This is a genomic window from Streptomyces sp. NPDC054783, assembly GCF_053611725.1.
In genome coordinates, this window is sequence record NZ_JBSHAY010000007.1 from 24,519 (window position 1) to 39,154 (window position 14,636).

Genomic DNA, 14,636 nt, shown 5'->3' on the forward strand with positions numbered 1-14,636 from the left:
CGCCTCAGGACTCCTTGACGGCGATGGTCTCCACCGTGTTCGCCACGTGCTCGAACGCGTCCGCCGCCTCTTCCAGGACGTCCACGATCTGCTTGAGCTTGAGCACCTCGATCGCGTCGTACTTGCCGTTGAAGAGGTGGGCCAGCAGCTTGCGGTGGATCTGGTCCGCCTGGTTCTCCAGCCGGTTCACCTCGATCCAGTACTCGGTGAGGTTGTCCATCGTGCGCAGGTTGGGCATGGCCTCGGCCGTCAGCTCCGCCGCCCGGGCCAGGACCTCGATCTGCTGCTCGACGCCCTTCGGCAGTTCCTCGACGTTGTAGAGGACGACCAGGTCGACGGCCTCCTCCATGAAGTCCATGATGTCGTCGAGGGACCCGGCGAGTGCGTAGATGTCCTCGCGGTCGAAGGGCGTGATGAACGAGGAGTTCAGCTGGTGGAAGATCGCGTGCGTGGCGTCGTCACCCGCGTGTTCCGCGGCCCGCATACGCTCTGCGATCTCGGCTCGGGCAGGTCCGTCCGCCCCGAGCAGTTCCATCAGGAGTTTCGAGCCGGTGACGATGTTGTCCGCGGATGCGGAGAACATGTCGTAGAAGCTCGTCTCCCTGGGGGTCAGACGAAAGCGCACGTGGGGTCCTCGGGGTGCTTCGGTTTCGGTCAGGCTGATGCTAGGCGCATCATCCGGCCACGGCTAATGGGCCGTCCCCCAGTGTCGCCCATCGGGCAGAGTGATCAGCACGGGGGCGTACCAACGGCTCCCTACCCCGGAAAGTTGGTTACCATATACCCACTAGGGGTATGTATCCCTGATTGTGTCCATAGCTTGTCCCGCAGCTCGTCCCGAGATGGAGGCCCGCGATGACGACGACCGAGGCCGGCGCCACGGCTCCCTCCGAGGCCGCGAGCGAGACCGTGAGTGAGACCGCGCACGCGACGCACGGCTACCACAAGCAGAAGGACGAGCACCTCAAGCGGCTGCGCCGGATCGAGGGGCAGATCCGCGGCCTGCAGCGGATGGTGGACGAGGACACGTACTGCATCGACATACTCACGCAGGTCTCCGCCTCCACCAAGGCCCTGCAGTCCTTCGCCCTGCAGCTGCTGGAGGAGCATCTGCGGCACTGTGTCGCCGACGCGGCCGTGAAGGGCGGCGACGAGATCGACGCGAAGGTCGACGAGGCGACGAAGGCGATCGGCCGGCTCCTGCGCACCTGAGCTCGGCTCTGCGCGGCCCAGCCCGAATTCTGTGCACCTGAACCCCGCCGCCGGGTGGCTCAATCCGACTGCCGCTCCTCGGCCACCCGCAGCACCGCGTCGATGCTCTCCAGGCTGAGCCGGTCCTCGGCCGCGGAGGCCGCGATGATCAGCTCTCCGCACAGCTCGATCTCGGCGAGGGCCACGTGGTCCTGTACCGCCGTACCGCCGACCGGAGCCACCCGCCTCACCTCTTCCCTGCCGTCACCGACTTCCTAGAGTAGGCAGCGCTCCACACACCTCGCATGGCACGGACGGGCTACTTACGGGGTGGCGCCAGGGACTAGTTGCCGTTCTCGGCGATACGGCCCGCGTAGATGTCCGCCGGACGCGGCAGCCCTACGCCGGCGGGCGCGCCGAAGTCGTAGAGGAGGGTGGTCGAGGCGACCGCAACGGGGGTTTTCTGCAGGCCGTTGACGAAGCTGAAGCGCTGCCTGAGCTTGCGGATGCGGCCCTGGTCGTCCAGGTAGGCGTCGAACGGGACTTCGGCCGTGGCGAACCCTTTCGCCGCCGCGGCCAGGGGTGCCCTGTTCTCGGCGGAGGCCCGGCGGGCCGCGCGGCTCAGGTCCGCCGTGCCACGGTAGTGCCGCACCGCGGTCCCGCCGACCTCGGTCCTGCCGACGTAGGTCGCCGTCCGCGTCCCGCGCAGCACCTCGGCCGCCGCGTACGGGTCGGTCGCGCCGCCGGTGACCAGGTTGCCGTCGGACAGCGTGGCGGTGTCCACCCGGACCCATTTGTCGGGGGGCACGCCCGCGCCCCGGTTCTTCATGAACAGGGCACCTGGGGCGAGCAGTTCGGTGATCGGCTGGTGCTCGGAGGTGCCCGCCGGGTCCTCGGGCAGGACGACGGTGAGCCGGCCGAGCCGGTGCCGGTAGTCGTAGACACCCTGGCCGCGGATGGTGACCCGGGTACCGCCCGTGGCCATCTCCATGGAGGTGGTCGCCTTCGAGCTGCCCGCGCCGCCCAGGGTGTCGGCGGCCCGCTGCAGCACGGCCACCGGATCGCCGCCCCCGCCCTTGACGTCCTCGGCGGCGGCCCCGCTCCCGGAACAGCCCGTGGCACCCGCCCCGAGGCCGAGCATGATGCCCACCGCGACGACCGTCCTGCCCGCGTTCCTGTGCTGCCGCCGATCCATCGCCTGCCTACCCCCAGCCGGTACGTCCGTCACGGGCCCCCTACACGTCCGGTTAACGACGGGTAGGGGGCGTCGTCACGGGACGCCGGCGGGTGTGGACGGCCGTACGAGCCCTTTGCCGTGGGGCCGGTAACGTTGTCATCGTGGCAGTCACCGAGGCACCGCAGGACGGGCCGGAACGCCCCCGGTCCGGGCAGGGACACCTCGTCACGACGACAGAACAGGGCCGCTTCTGCCTGGCCCGCTGCAGCTGCGGCTGGCGGGGACCCGCCCGCAGGGCCCGCAGCCAGGCCCGTACGGACGCGGAGGCTCACGCGGCGGATCGGTGAAGGGCGTCGACGAGCTCGCGGTCGCGGGGCTGGGTGAGGCGGCTGCGGGCCGCGGCGGGGGAGAGCCACAGGATGCGGTCCACCTCGGCGCTCGGCACGAAGTGCCCGCAGACTGCCTCGGCCGCCCAGTAACGCACCTGCTTCGGGCGGCCGTTCGCCAGATAGCGCAGGGTCGGCAGCTCCTCGCCGGGCGCGGCCGTGTACCCGGTCTCCTCCGCGACCTCCCGAAGGGCGCCCACGAGCGCGTCCTCGCCGCGCTTGAGCTTGCCCTTCGGGTGCGACCAGTCGTCGTACTTCGGCCGGTGGACCAGACAGATCTCCAGGTCCCCGGAGACCGGCGAGCGGCGCCACAGCACGCAGCCGGCCGCCCGCACCAACGTGTCGCTCACACCGCCTCCTCGGGAGAACTCAGGGTGTGCTGACGGTCTGCTTCTGCCAGGCCTGCTGGAAGGCGAACCTGGCGGCCTCCACCTCGTGCCGCTGGTCGGCGTGGAGCACGCCGAGCGCGTACGCCGTCGCCGGGGCGATCCGGGGCGTACGGGCCGCCTGGGCCGCCGCCGCTGCCGCCTCCGAGGCGTCGCGGTGCCGGTTCAGGGCCTGGCCGGCCGCCGACAGGCGTACGTCCACGGGCGTTCCCGCAGGCTCTCGGTCCGGCTCGAGCCGGGAGGTTCCCCCACTGCCGTGCAGCGCCTCCCGGGCGTACCGGTGCAGGCGCAGCAGCAGCCGGACCTGGTGCCAGGGGCCGTCCTGGGGGTGCGGGGACGGATCCGGGGACAGTCCGTGCACCAGGGCCTCCGCGTTGTACGGGTGGCCCGCGACGACCAGCGGGAGCGCCGCGATCGCGTCTGTCAGCCGTTCCTCCGCAGCGGCTGCCAGGGGACGCAGATCGGTGGTCGGCGCGGTGGGGGTGAGGGGGACCTCGCTGGCGAGTACGGCGACTTTGTCCGCGACGGCGTGGAAGCGGGACGAGCCGAGGGCTTGCAGTGCCGTGGAGTGGGCTCGGGTCCGGGCGAGGGTGAGCTGACGTTCGAGCAGGGCGCCCGCTTTCGCCGCGCCTATGGTGAGGTTGCCGCGTTCTGCTGTCGCCGTCGCGCCGGCCGGGCCACTGGAGTTGGAAGGTGCCGCTTTCAGCGGGACGGGCGCCGCCGCAGCGGCACGACTGCCCGCGGCCACGACGTCGACTGCCTGGGCGGGCAGGACCGTAGTCCCCGACAACCGGTGCAACGCCAGCAACAGCCGTTCCAGCCGGGCCTCGTACGCGTGCTCCAGGCCCAATGTGCCGGACAACCATGCCAGTTCGGGGCGCATCTGCTCGGACCAGTCGGGGTCGAGCAGCGGGCGGAAGGTGTGCAGGCTGCCGCTGATGCGGCGGGCCGAGCGGCGCAGCAGCCGCGCCGCGTCGACGGACTCCTCCGCACCGCCCTCCCCCACGCTCGCATAGTCCCCCACTCTCGACTTCGCTCGAGCGGGGGGACCCCCGTGCGCGAGGGCCCCCGCACCGTTGCCGCCGGTCTCGCGGTGCAGGCGCAGTGCGCGGAGGAACTCCGTGGCCTGGGCGCGCAGATACGCCGCGAGGGCGTCCCCCGTCACCACCTCGGCCGTGGGTTCCGTCGGGTCAAGGTGTTGCTGTGCCACGCCGGCGCCTCCGGGCGTCTATGAGCATCTCCTGGACGTTGCGCAGGGGTTGGCCGTCCGCGTCGGTCGCGTGTCGCGTCCACTCGCCGTCCGGGCCGAGGTGCCAGGACGAGGTCGAATCGGACATGCCGGTGTCGAGCAGCCGGTTGAGGGCTGCCCGGTGTGCGGGGTCGACGACCCGCACCAGGGCCTCTATCCGGCGGTCGAGGTTGCGGTGCATCATGTCGGCGCTGCCGATCCACACCTCGGGCTCGCCGCCGTTGCCGAAGGCGAACACGCGGGAGTGCTCCAGGAAGCGGCCGAGGATCGAGCGGACCCGGATGTTCTCGGACAGTCCGGTGACGCCGGGGCGGACCGCGCAGATGCCGCGCACCCACACGTCCACCGGCACGCCCGCCTGGGACGCGCGGTAGAGGGCGTCTATGACCGCTTCGTCGACTATGGAGTTGACCTTGAGCCGGATGAACGCCGGACGGCCCGCGCGGTGGTGCTGGACCTCCTTGTCTATCCGCGAGATCAGGCCGTCGCGCAGGGACTTGGGGGCCACCAGCAGGCGGCGGTAGGTCTCCCGGCGGGAGTAGCCCGACAGGCGGTTGAAGAGGTCGGAGAGGTCCGCGCCGACCTGCTGGTCGGCGGTGAGCAGGCCCAGGTCCTCGTACAGGCGCGCCGTCTTCGGGTGGTAGTTGCCCGTGCCGACGTGGCTGTAGCGGCGCAGGGTCTCGCCCTCCTGGCGGACCACCAGGGACAGCTTGCAGTGCGTCTTCAGGCCGACCAGGCCGTAGACGACGTGACAGCCGGCCTCCTCCAGCTTGCGCGCCCACTTGATGTTGGCGTGCTCGTCGAAGCGGGCCTTGATCTCGACCAGGACGAGGACCTGCTTGCCGGACTCGGCGGCGTCGATGAGCGCGTCGACTATCGGGGAGTCGCCGGAGGTGCGGTACAGGGTCTGCTTGATCGCGAGGACGTCCGGGTCGGCCGCGGCCTGCTCCAGGAAGGCCTGGACCGAGGTGGAGAAGCTGTCGTACGGGTGGTGCAGCAGCACGTCCCGGGTGCGCAGGGCGGCGAAGATGTCCGGCGCGGACGCCGACTCGACCTCGGCGAGGTCGCGGTGGGTGCCGGCGATGAACTTCGGGTACTTCAGCTCGGGCCGGTCCAGGCCGTGGACCCGGAACAACCCGGTGAGGTCGAGCGGGCCCGGCAGCGGGTACACCTCCGCCTCGGAGATCTTCAGCTCGCGCACCAGCAGGTCCAGCACCTCGCGGTCGATGGACTCCTCGACCTCCAGGCGCACCGGCGGGCCGAAGCGGCGCCGCATGAGTTCCTTCTCCAGGGCCTGGAGCAGGTTCTCGGCGTCGTCCTCCTCGACCTCCAGGTCCTCGTTGCGGGTGAGCCGGAAGGCGTGGTGCTCCAGCACCTCCATGCCCGGGAACAGCTCCTCCAGGTGCGCGGCGATGACGTCCTCGAGCGGGACGTACCGGCCGGGCGCGGCCTCCAGGAAGCGGGACAGCAGCGGCGGCACCTTCACCCGGGCGAAGTGCTTGTGGCCGCTGACGGGATTGCGTACGACGACGGCCAGGTTCAGGGAGAGGCCGGAGATGTACGGGAAGGGGTGCGCGGGGTCTACGGCCAGTGGGGTGAGGACCGGAAAGATCTGGTGCCGGAAGAGCGTGAACAGGCGCGCCTGCTCCTTGTCGGCGAGCTCGCTCCAGCGGACCAGGTGGATGCCCTCCTCCGCGAGTGCGGGGGCGACGTCCTCGTGGTAGCAGGCGGCGTGCCGGGCCATGAGCTCGCGCGAGCGGGCCCAGATCATCTCCAGCACCTCGCGCGGCTGCAGCCCGGAGGCGGAGCGCGTGGCCACGCCGGTGGCGATACGGCGCTTCAGGCCGGCCACCCGGACCATGAAGAACTCGTCCAGGTTGCTGGCGAAGATCGCGAGGAAGTTCGCACGCTCCAGCAGGGGTGTGTCCGGGTCCTCGGCCAGCTCCAGGACGCGCTCGTTGAAGGCCAGCCAGCTGCGCTCACGGTCGAGGAATCGACCCTGCGGCAGTAGGGTGCCCTCGACCTTCGACTCTTCGTACGCGTCCAGGTCCGCGTCGAGGTCGGGTTCGAGGTCGGACACCGCGCCCTGCGCGACATGCGTGCGGTGCGCGGCTATGGAGCCCACGTCGGGCTGGATGCGCTGGACCTCTGCCTGGGTGTCTGGCTGACTCATGACCCCATTCTTCCGCGCCACTGGCATGACAGGCGCGTCGGAACGTGCGGGCGGGAGCGTTACGGCCCCGTTCCCCGCTGTCCCCTCGGGGGGCGGCGAAGGCTCTGGCACGGCGGGCTTCATTGGCCGAGCGTCGCAAGCCTGGCTGAATCAATGGTTACGGAGACATGACGTGCGGGATAGCGAGGGGCGGCTCCCGGGGGACTTCCCCCGCGCCCGGAGGGGCGCGGGGGGCGCAAGACCAACGGCGATCAGGCGGTGACGATGACGTCCTTCGCCTCCAGGGCCGTCCCCGCCGCCCGCAGCGCTCCGGTCAGGCGGCGCAGCACCAGGCAGGACGCGAGCGCGAGCAGCGCGGTGACCGCGAGGAGCAGCGCGCTGGTGGTGAGCTGGAGCGGCCAGTAGTGGGAGTAGGGGTGGTAGACGGTGTAGTAGCCGGAGGCCTTCGCGAAGGCCGCGTCGCACGCCGCCGCGGTGGTGCAGTTCGGCATGGGCAGGTGGGCGCCGGACTTGGACAGCAATCCCTGGTCGAGCACGATGGCCGAGCCGATGCCGCCCTGCTGCAGCGTGGTGACCCGGGTGACCGTGGGCCACAGGTGGGGCATCAGCCGCTGGGCCAGGACCGCCACGCCCACGGTGACCAGCACGCCGAGGACCAGCGCGGGCAGCGTACGGCGCAGCAGCAGGCCCGCCAGGGTGCCGGCGGCGAGCCCGGCGAGGGCCAGGGCGGCGATGGTGGGGCCGTTGGCATGGAAGGTGACGAGGGTGTACCAGCCCGCGGCGGTGTCGATGCGGCCCCTGCCCGCCGCCCAGGCGCGGTGGTGCAGCCAGACCAGCAGACAGGTGGCGGCGGTGACGAGGGCCGCCGGGAGGACCAGGCGGACCGTGAGCCAGCGGGCCGGCGAGATGCCCTGGGTCCAGGACAGGCGGGCGGTGCCGGTCTCCAGCTCCCGGCCGGTCAGGGCGGCGCCTGCCCAGGCGGCCACCAGGAAGGGCAGTGCGTCCAGGGCGTAGGTGGCGTACTCGTAGTAGTCCTTGTAGCGCAGGATCGCGGCCTGGTCGTAGGAGCAGATGCTCGTGTGGCAGGCGTCGAACTGCCGCCAGCCCTCGGCCGCCGCATCGGCGAGCGGGCCGGCCAGGGCCAGCTCCAGGCCGGCCAGGCCGATCACCAGGGCGGCGAATCCGTACAGCGTGGGGCGGTGCAGCCGCAGCAGCCAGCGGGCGGTGCGGGGCCGCGGGACGGTCGGGTCGGTGGTCACGCGGCACTCTCCTCGGTGACGGCCGTGGCGGTGGTGAGGACGGGGGCCTCGGGATTGCGCAGGTGGGCGAGGACGAGTTCCTCCAGCGTGGGCGCCGAGGCGCGCCAGCCCGCGGGGAGCGGTCCGGCCGGGCGGATCAGCGCGGTCAGCTGGCGGCCCGTGACCCGGGACTCGACCACGGCGTGCGCGTCGAGGCGGTCCGAGTCGGCGGCGCCGGTGACCCGGACATGGGCGGCGAGCAGGTCGTCGATCTCGCCGGCCAGCCGGATCCGGCCGCCGCCGACGAGCAGCAGATGGTCGCAGGAGTCCTCCAGTTCGGCGACGACGTGGGAGGACATCACGATGGTGGTGCCGTACTGGGCGGCCTGGGCCATCAGCGTGCCCATCAGCTCGTGCCGGGCGAGCGGATCGAGGTCGGCCATCGGCTCGTCCAGGAGCAGCAGTTCGGGCCGCTTGCCGAGGGCGAGGGCGAGCGCCACCCGGGTGCGCTGACCGCCGGAGAGGGAGCGGATGCGCGCCCCGGGGTCCAGGTCGCCGCCCGCGACGACGTGCTCGGCGGCGGCCGGGTCCCAGTGCCCGGGGTTGAGGTCGGCGCCCATGCGCAGGATCTCGGCGATCGTGAGCTGCGGGTAGAGCGGCTTGTCCTGGGCGACGTAGCCGACCCGGGGGCGGGCCGCGGCCGGGCTGGTGCCGAGCACCCGCAGCCGGCCGTCGGTGGGCGGGAGCAGCCCCGCGGCGAGGGCGAGCAGCGTCGACTTGCCGGCGCCGTTGGGCCCGACGAGGGCGCACACCCGCCCGGTGGGCAGCCGGAAGGCGCAGTCGTGCAGTGCCCGGCCTCCCCGGCGCCCGAAGCGCTTGCCGAGGCCGGTCGCCTCGATCGCCGTGTCGCTCATGAACGTTCTCCCTGGAAGTGCGTGTCGAGTACGGCGGTGAAGAGTGCGGCCACGTCGTCCCGCTCCAGCCCGGCGCCGCGTGCCCTCTCGGCCCATGCCACGAGCTCGGTACGGAGGGAGGGGTCGACCGGGGTGGTGCCGAGCGAGCGCCGCACGAAGGTCCCGAGACCCCGGCGCGCCTCCACCAGCCCCTCCCGCTCCAGCTCCCGGTAGGCCTTCAGGACGGTGTTGGGGTTGATCGCGGTGGCCTCGACGACCTCACGTGCGGTGGGCAGCCGGTCTCCCGGCTCGAGCAGACCCATGCGCAGGGCCTGTTTGGTCTGCTGGACGATCTGGACGTAGGTGGCGACCCCGCTGTGCCGGTCGATGCGGTATTCGACCACGCGCTGAACCACCCTTTCACTAATTGAGTAGTGAAAGGGTGGTGCAAGGAAGGGGCGGCCGTCAAGCCGGCCGCCCCTCGCCCCGCCGTGTGTCAGGTCTCCGTGCGGTACATCAGGTCCGTCTCGTACGTCGTGAAGCCCAGCCGCTCGTAGACCGAGACCGCCGCCTGGTTGTCGGCGTCGACGTAGAGCATCGCGGTCGGCAGCTGCTGCCCGGCCAGGTGGCGCAGGCCGATCGTGGTGAGGGCCTTGCCGAGGCCGCCGCCCTGTTCGCCGGGGCGTACGCCGAGGACGTACACCTCGCCGAGGCCCTCCTCGGCGTGCACCTTCGTCCAGTGGAAGCCGATCAACTCCCCGCGCCGCTCGGCGAGGAAGAACCCGGCCGGGTCGAACCACGGCTCGGCCTTGCGGTCGTCGAGGTCCCGCTGGGTCAGCGAGCCCTGCTCGGGATGGTGGGCGAAGGCGGCCGAGTTGACCGCGAGCCAGGCGGCGTCGTCCTTGCCGGGCACGAAGGTGCGCACGCTCACGCCCTCCGGCAGCACCGGGTCGGGCAGCTCAAGACCGGTCAACGGCCGCCGCATCTGCCGCAGTTCGCGGAACAGGGTCAGGCCGAGCACCTGGGCGAGATGCCGGGCGGCGGCATGCCCGCCGTGCGCCCACACCCGAAGCCGCTTGCCGGAAGCGGCGAGCAGCGCCGCGCCGAGCGCCCGGCCGTGCCCGTGCCCGCGGTGCGCGGGGTGTACGGCGAGTTCGGCGGCCGGCGCCTCCACCGGGTCGGTGTCCTCCAGCTGGGCGTAGCCGACGAGTTCACCGTCGACGTTCAGCAGCAGATGCGAGACGCCCTCGCGGGTGCCTCCGCGCAGCTGCAGCCGGCCCTGCTCGGACACCGGCTGCTGCCCGTCGATCGCGGCGGCCTCGGCGAGCAGGGCCCGCACGGCATCGGCCTGGTCCGGGGTGAGCGCGGAGTGGGTCTCGATGGAGCGGGCGGGGAAGGCCCGTACGGTGTCGTCGCTGCTCATGCGTAGAGGGTACGGCAGTCACCCCGTAAAACCTATGTGAATGGCGCCGCGGTTCCCGAAACTCCCCGTGAATTACGCATAGGGCCCTTTAATTGGGATCTCATCGGAATTGGCTTTTCTCGGCTTCCGGATGTCGTAGTGTTTTTCGTGTCGGAATTCACCGGCGTGAATCACAGGAAACGGAGTACCGCCATGTCTTTCCACAAGCTCGTGCCCGTCAAGAAGCACTGCAAGCCCGCTCCCGAGCGGAAGAGGCCGGCGCCGAAGAGGGCCGTGCACACGCCGAAGCGCCGCCCGGTCGGGGACAAGGGCTGAGCCACCCCGCCTCGGCCGTGTCCACGGCGAAGGGCGCGGCCGTGTCCACAGCTGTGGAAAGGAGTTGCCGATGCCCGGGGAAGCCGGGGAGCCTTCCGCCGATTCTGGCCGCTGACCCCGGGGACCGCCGGTGGCTCGGCGTGATCACCGCCTGCGTGGTCGTGGCCGCGCTCGCCGAGACCGCCGTCGGTTATATCGGGAATTCCCTGGGCGCCTGGACCGCCGAGAGATTCGTGCTGCGATTGCGCGCGGCCGTCTTCCGTCATGTGAGGACCTGCCCCGGCACTTCTTTCAGCAGCACCGGCAGGGCGACCTGGTCGACGGCTCACCGGAGATGTCGAATCCATCGAACAGCTGGTGGTCTCCGGCGTCGTGGGAGCCGTATCAGCGGCCTTCTCCACCGTCTTCTGCGCCACCGCCGCATTCTGGCTGCGCTGGGACCTGGCACCGGTAACCTTCGCCCTCGCGCCCCTCTTCCTGCTCGCCGCGCGCCGCTTCTCCGGCCGTATCGAGCAGGCCTCACGCGACGGGCGGGTCGCCGACGGCGCGAGCACCTCGCTGGTGGAGGAGTCGCTCGGCAACGTCGTCCTCACCCGGGCGTACAACAGACAGCGGGACGAGGAGAAACGGCTCGACCGCGAGGCCCGCGCCTGGACGCGGGCGAGCGTGCGCGGGGCGCGGCCGGGCGAGATGTACGAGCAGTTCGTCGAGGCCGTCGAGACGCTGTGCGTGCTCGCGGTGATCGGGCCGGGCGTCCGGGAGATCTCCGCCGGCCGTACGCCCCTCGGCCAACTCCTCGCCTTCGCCGCCTTCCTCGGCCATCTCTGCCCGCCGGTCCGCAACCTCGGCCGGCTCGGCCTGACGGTCACCGCGGCCACCGCCGGCGCCCACCGCATCGGGGAGATCCTGGACGCCGAGCCCGCCGTCACCGACCCCGCCGACCCGGTCCCGCGGTGGCCCGTACGCGGCTGGGTCGGCTTCCACGCCATCTCCTTCCGCTGCCCGGGAGCCCCTCGTGCCACCCTCCGCAACATCGAATTCACCGCACAGCCGGGTGAGTTGGTGCTGATCACCGGCGCGAGCCGGACCGGCAAGTCCACCCTGGCCAAGCTCCTCCGCGAGAACATCGCCTGCGGCCGCCCCGGCGCGACGCAGACCGAGATCGAACAGGCGGCGAGGGCCGCGGCGGCCCACGACTTCGCCACCGCGCTCCCCGACGGCTACGACACCCTGATCGCTCCCGGCACCGGCGCCGGCGGGCGACGACACGGTGATCCTGCGCTGGTGAGGGCCTAGCGCGGCAGCCGCAGGGCGCGGGCGGCGCAGAACCGGGCGAGCAGGAGCCCGAGCAGGCCGAAGGCGGCCAGCGGTATGACCAGGAGCAGCAGGAAGAGGTTGGCCGGCGTCCCGGCGACGTCCTCCGCCAGCGCGACCACGAGCATGAGGGCGAACACCACCACGGCAGCGACGCTCGCCCACTGCCATCCCCGTCGTCGCCCGGCCTGCCGCAGGATCCGTTCCTCGGTCTCGGCCCGCTGCCCGTAGGGCATCCCGTACCGCCAGGCGGCCGCGCGCAGGGCCGCGACCTCGGCGTAGGGATCGTCCAGCTGCCACTCGTTGACCTGCGGCAGCAGGAAGCGGCGGCCTTCGGAGTCGTACAGGTAGGCCGGCCACCGGGGGTGGGCGTTGAGGGGCCGGCTGCCGGAGTTCTCGATCCGGATGTCGTACACGGCGGACCAGGCCCAGGTACGCGCCCGCAGGGGGCCCTGGCGGGTGATTCCCCGCGCCGTCACCACGGTGTGCGCCCGCCACTCCGACAGGGCGCCCCACACGCCGACCGCCACGAGAGCGGCGAGCAGGACGGGGGCCCACCAGATCGGCAGGTCGTCGTGGGTGCGGACGGTCTGCAGCGCGGCGTTGCCCAGGAGGACGAGCGGCAGCAACGCGGCCCGCAGGGGCCGTCTTCGCTGCCTGTGGTACACCCGTGTCGACCCGTCCTCGTCCATGGAGATCCCCTCCCCGGCGCACCGGAAGGGTGCGCGACCGAGGAGAGGCTAGACCCGTGTGCGGGGCGGTGCGGAGGGTGGGTGCGGGTCCCGGTCCCCCGGGTGTCTACGCCGGTGCCGCCGTCGCCGTACCCGGCGAGGCGGCGGTCTCGGCGTTGTGGGTCATGCGTTGCAGGACGTGGACCGCGGTGCGGTACTCCTCGGTCGAAATCCCGGTCATGGACAGGTCGCGGAACGCCCGCACGCTCTCGGTGACGACGGCCAGCCTGCGGCGGCCGTCGGGGGTGAGGACCAGTCGGTGCGGTGCGGTGCGGACCGCCCAGCCGCCGGTGAGCACGGCGTCGACGGAGGCCGTCAGCGTGAGAACGTCGGCGTTGGCGGCGAGTGCCGACAGGACTGCGGAGTCGGTGGCCTCGGGCGTGGTGTCGCGGATGACGTTGAGGACCTGCCAGTCGAGGCGGGTGAGGCCGTACTCCGACAGCACCCCGTTCATCGCGCGGGTGAGTGCCTTGTCGGTGCGGTTGAGCCAGTGGCCGATGGGTTTCATGCGCGGGCTCCTTCGGTGCGGGGTGCGCCCAGCAGGGCGGGCCAGTCCTGCCCGGCCGCCCAGTGCGCGAAGGTGTGCCAGCCGACCTCGGGATACGCGCGGCGCAGGGCCTGGGCGTCGACGTCGAGGCCGGTGGTGGTGAAGTAGGCGAACATGGCCGCGAGGTCCGTGGAGTGGGTGCGGACGACGTCGAGGCCGACCTCGTGGTGGGTGATCGGGCGGCGCGTGACGGCGGTGAGCGCGGCCGCGATCTGCCCGGGCGTACGGGTGTCGGAGGCGATGTCGATACGGCGGCCCAGGAACGCGGTCCGGCGCGCGAAGGCCAGCGCCGCGAAGGCGCCGATGTCGGCGGCGGGGATCAGGGCGAAGGGGCGGTCGGCGGGCATGGGCCACCCGAAGGAGCCCTCGCGCAGGCCGGAGAGGGCCCAGCCGGTGGCGTGGTTGTCCATGAACGCGGCCGGCGCGATCACCGTCCAGGGCACGCCGGACGCGCACAGGTACCGCTCGATCTCGTGCTTGCTGTCGTAGTGCGGGACGCCGGTGCCGCGGTCGGCGTGGGCGGCGGAGGTGAGGACGACGTGTCCGAGGCGGGCGGCCACGGCGGCGTCGACGAGGGCTCTGCCCTGGCGCACCTCGGTCTCGGTGTCGGTGCCGAAAGGGGTCGTGACCGCGAAGAGGGCGTCCGCGCCGGTGAGGGCGGTGTCCAGGGAGGCGGGGTCGTCGAAGTCGGCGTGACGGATCTCGGCGCCGAGGGCGTGCAGGGCGACGGCGGCCGGTGAGTCCGGGTGGCGGGTCAGGGCGCGGACGTGGTGCCCGGCGGTCAGAAGGGCGCGGGCGGTGGCTCCGCCCTGGGCGCCGGTGGCGCCGGTGACGGCGACGGTGAGCATGGGTGTCCCCCGTGGATAGGATGAGTGACGCTTGATGGCTGCGTGACGCATTAGCTGCGCCACGCAGGAGAGTAGCGGACTTTTGCTGCGCCGCGCAGTTGTTTTGAGGAGTCGCAGTGATTCTTGGGAGGCGAGTCAGGTGACGGAAGGGACAGATCCGCGCCGGGCCCGGCTGTACGAGGAGTTGTCGACGGAGTCGCGCCGCTACCACGCGGCGTACGTGCTGTTCAACCAGGCCGTCGCCGACCACCTCGGCCTGCACCCCACCGATGTGCAGGCCCTGAGCCTGCTGACCGTCGAGCCCGAGCCGCTCACGGTCCGGCAGATCGCCGACCTGACCGGCCTCACCACGGGCTCGGCCACCCGGCTGGTGGACCGGCTCGAACGCGGCGGCTATGTGGCCCGCACGCCGGACGTGCGGGATCGCCGCCGGGTGCTGGTCACCCCGGTGCCGGAGCGCATCGCCCGTGTCACCGCGGTGTGGGACGAGCTCGGCCGCACCTGGCAGACCCTGCTCGACGACCACAGCGAGGACGAACTGCGGGCGATCACCCGCCACATGCGCCGCGCGAACGAACTGAGCCGCACCCAGATCCAGCGTCTGCGCGCCCTGCCGAAGCGGGATTGAGCCCGGCGGTTCCGGCCAACGGGGGTGACGCGCTGGCGACCGGCCGGGGCGATCGGTCGGGGCCGGGGGGCATCGGGCCGGCAGTGGGGCATCGGGCGGGCGGGGTCCATCAGGCGGGCGTCCCGGGACCAGGCGGG

The 14,636-nt window shown here is 72.0% G+C and carries 16 protein-coding genes and 1 pseudogene; 4 read left to right on the forward strand and 13 right to left on the reverse strand.

Features of this window, described 5'->3' with window-relative positions; translation table 11 throughout:
• Positions 1-4 precede the first annotated feature (4 nt).
• Positions 5-625, reverse strand: a complete 621-nt coding sequence (locus ACWGJ5_RS14785) for a DUF47 domain-containing protein (protein WP_453310111.1) — start codon at positions 623-625, stop codon at positions 5-7.
• Between the two features lie 230 nt (positions 626-855).
• Between ACWGJ5_RS14785 and ACWGJ5_RS14790 the strand changes: the two genes are divergently transcribed.
• A complete protein-coding gene (locus ACWGJ5_RS14790) occupies positions 856-1,212 on the forward strand; it encodes a metal-sensitive transcriptional regulator (protein ID WP_453310112.1) in 357 nt (118 codons plus the stop codon).
• A 59-nt stretch (positions 1,213-1,271) separates the two neighbouring features.
• Here the strand turns inward: ACWGJ5_RS14790 and ACWGJ5_RS14795 are convergent, their stop codons facing one another.
• The 9 genes from ACWGJ5_RS14795 to mshD form a co-directional block, all read right to left on the reverse strand.
• Entirely contained in the window at positions 1,272-1,433 is a 162-nt protein-coding gene (locus tag ACWGJ5_RS14795) for a hypothetical protein (RefSeq protein WP_351615119.1), read from the reverse strand.
• A 101-nt stretch (positions 1,434-1,534) separates the two neighbouring features.
• Positions 1,535-2,386, reverse strand: a complete 852-nt coding sequence (locus tag ACWGJ5_RS14800; RefSeq protein ID WP_453310113.1) for a hypothetical protein — start codon at positions 2,384-2,386, stop codon at positions 1,535-1,537.
• A gap of 310 nt (positions 2,387-2,696) precedes the next feature.
• Complete coding sequence (locus tag ACWGJ5_RS14805) at positions 2,697-3,104, reverse strand: NUDIX hydrolase (RefSeq protein ID WP_453310114.1); 408 nt, start codon at positions 3,102-3,104, stop codon at positions 2,697-2,699.
• A 19-nt stretch (positions 3,105-3,123) separates the two neighbouring features.
• Complete coding sequence (locus ACWGJ5_RS14810) at positions 3,124-4,350, reverse strand: CHAD domain-containing protein (RefSeq protein WP_453310115.1); 1,227 nt, start codon at positions 4,348-4,350, stop codon at positions 3,124-3,126.
• Positions 4,331-6,685 (reverse strand): RNA degradosome polyphosphate kinase, encoded by a 2,355-nt coding sequence (locus ACWGJ5_RS14815; RefSeq protein ID WP_453310116.1) that lies wholly within the window; start codon positions 6,683-6,685, stop codon positions 4,331-4,333. The genes ACWGJ5_RS14810 and ACWGJ5_RS14815 overlap by 20 nt, the downstream gene beginning before the upstream one ends.
• Positions 6,686-6,813: 128 nt before the next feature.
• Positions 6,814-7,821 (reverse strand): ABC transporter permease, encoded by a 1,008-nt coding sequence (locus ACWGJ5_RS14820; protein ID WP_453310117.1) that lies wholly within the window; start codon positions 7,819-7,821, stop codon positions 6,814-6,816.
• A complete protein-coding gene (locus ACWGJ5_RS14825) occupies positions 7,818-8,714 on the reverse strand; it encodes an ABC transporter ATP-binding protein (protein ID WP_453310118.1) in 897 nt (298 codons plus the stop codon). The genes ACWGJ5_RS14820 and ACWGJ5_RS14825 overlap by 4 nt, the downstream gene beginning before the upstream one ends.
• On the reverse strand, positions 8,711-9,097 hold the full coding sequence (locus ACWGJ5_RS14830) for a GntR family transcriptional regulator (RefSeq protein ID WP_453310119.1): 387 nt from the start codon (positions 9,095-9,097) through the stop codon (positions 8,711-8,713). Before ACWGJ5_RS14830 ends, ACWGJ5_RS14825 begins: the two co-directional genes overlap by 4 nt.
• Before the next feature lie 92 nt (positions 9,098-9,189).
• A complete protein-coding gene (gene mshD, locus ACWGJ5_RS14835) occupies positions 9,190-10,116 on the reverse strand; it encodes a mycothiol synthase (protein ID WP_453310120.1) in 927 nt (308 codons plus the stop codon).
• Between the two features lie 192 nt (positions 10,117-10,308).
• Here mshD and ACWGJ5_RS14840 point away from each other — a divergent pair, with 192 nt between their 5' ends.
• Positions 10,309-10,431 (forward strand): hypothetical protein, encoded by a 123-nt coding sequence (locus ACWGJ5_RS14840; protein WP_453310121.1) that lies wholly within the window; start codon positions 10,309-10,311, stop codon positions 10,429-10,431.
• Positions 10,432-10,746: 315 nt separating this feature from the next.
• Positions 10,747-11,727, forward strand: a pseudogene (locus ACWGJ5_RS14845) (ABC transporter transmembrane domain-containing protein); the annotation flags it as partial.
• Here ACWGJ5_RS14845 and ACWGJ5_RS14850 read toward each other — a convergent pair.
• From ACWGJ5_RS14850 to ACWGJ5_RS14860, 3 genes are all read right to left on the reverse strand, one after another.
• Complete coding sequence (locus ACWGJ5_RS14850; protein ID WP_453310122.1) at positions 11,724-12,437, reverse strand: PH domain-containing protein; 714 nt, start codon at positions 12,435-12,437, stop codon at positions 11,724-11,726. The pseudogene ACWGJ5_RS14845 and the gene ACWGJ5_RS14850 overlap by 4 nt on opposite strands.
• A 106-nt stretch (positions 12,438-12,543) precedes the next feature.
• Positions 12,544-12,984: a MarR family winged helix-turn-helix transcriptional regulator gene (locus tag ACWGJ5_RS14855; protein ID WP_453310123.1), complete on the reverse strand. Its 441-nt coding sequence runs from the start codon at positions 12,982-12,984 to the stop codon at positions 12,544-12,546.
• On the reverse strand, positions 12,981-13,871 hold the full coding sequence (locus ACWGJ5_RS14860; RefSeq protein ID WP_453310124.1) for an NmrA/HSCARG family protein: 891 nt from the start codon (positions 13,869-13,871) through the stop codon (positions 12,981-12,983). The genes ACWGJ5_RS14855 and ACWGJ5_RS14860 overlap by 4 nt, the downstream gene beginning before the upstream one ends.
• 139 nt (positions 13,872-14,010) lie before the next feature.
• On the opposite strand from ACWGJ5_RS14860, the gene ACWGJ5_RS14865 reads away from it, so the two are divergent.
• Entirely contained in the window at positions 14,011-14,499 is a 489-nt protein-coding gene (locus ACWGJ5_RS14865) for a MarR family winged helix-turn-helix transcriptional regulator (RefSeq protein ID WP_453310125.1), read from the forward strand.
• Positions 14,500-14,636 lie beyond the last annotated feature (137 nt).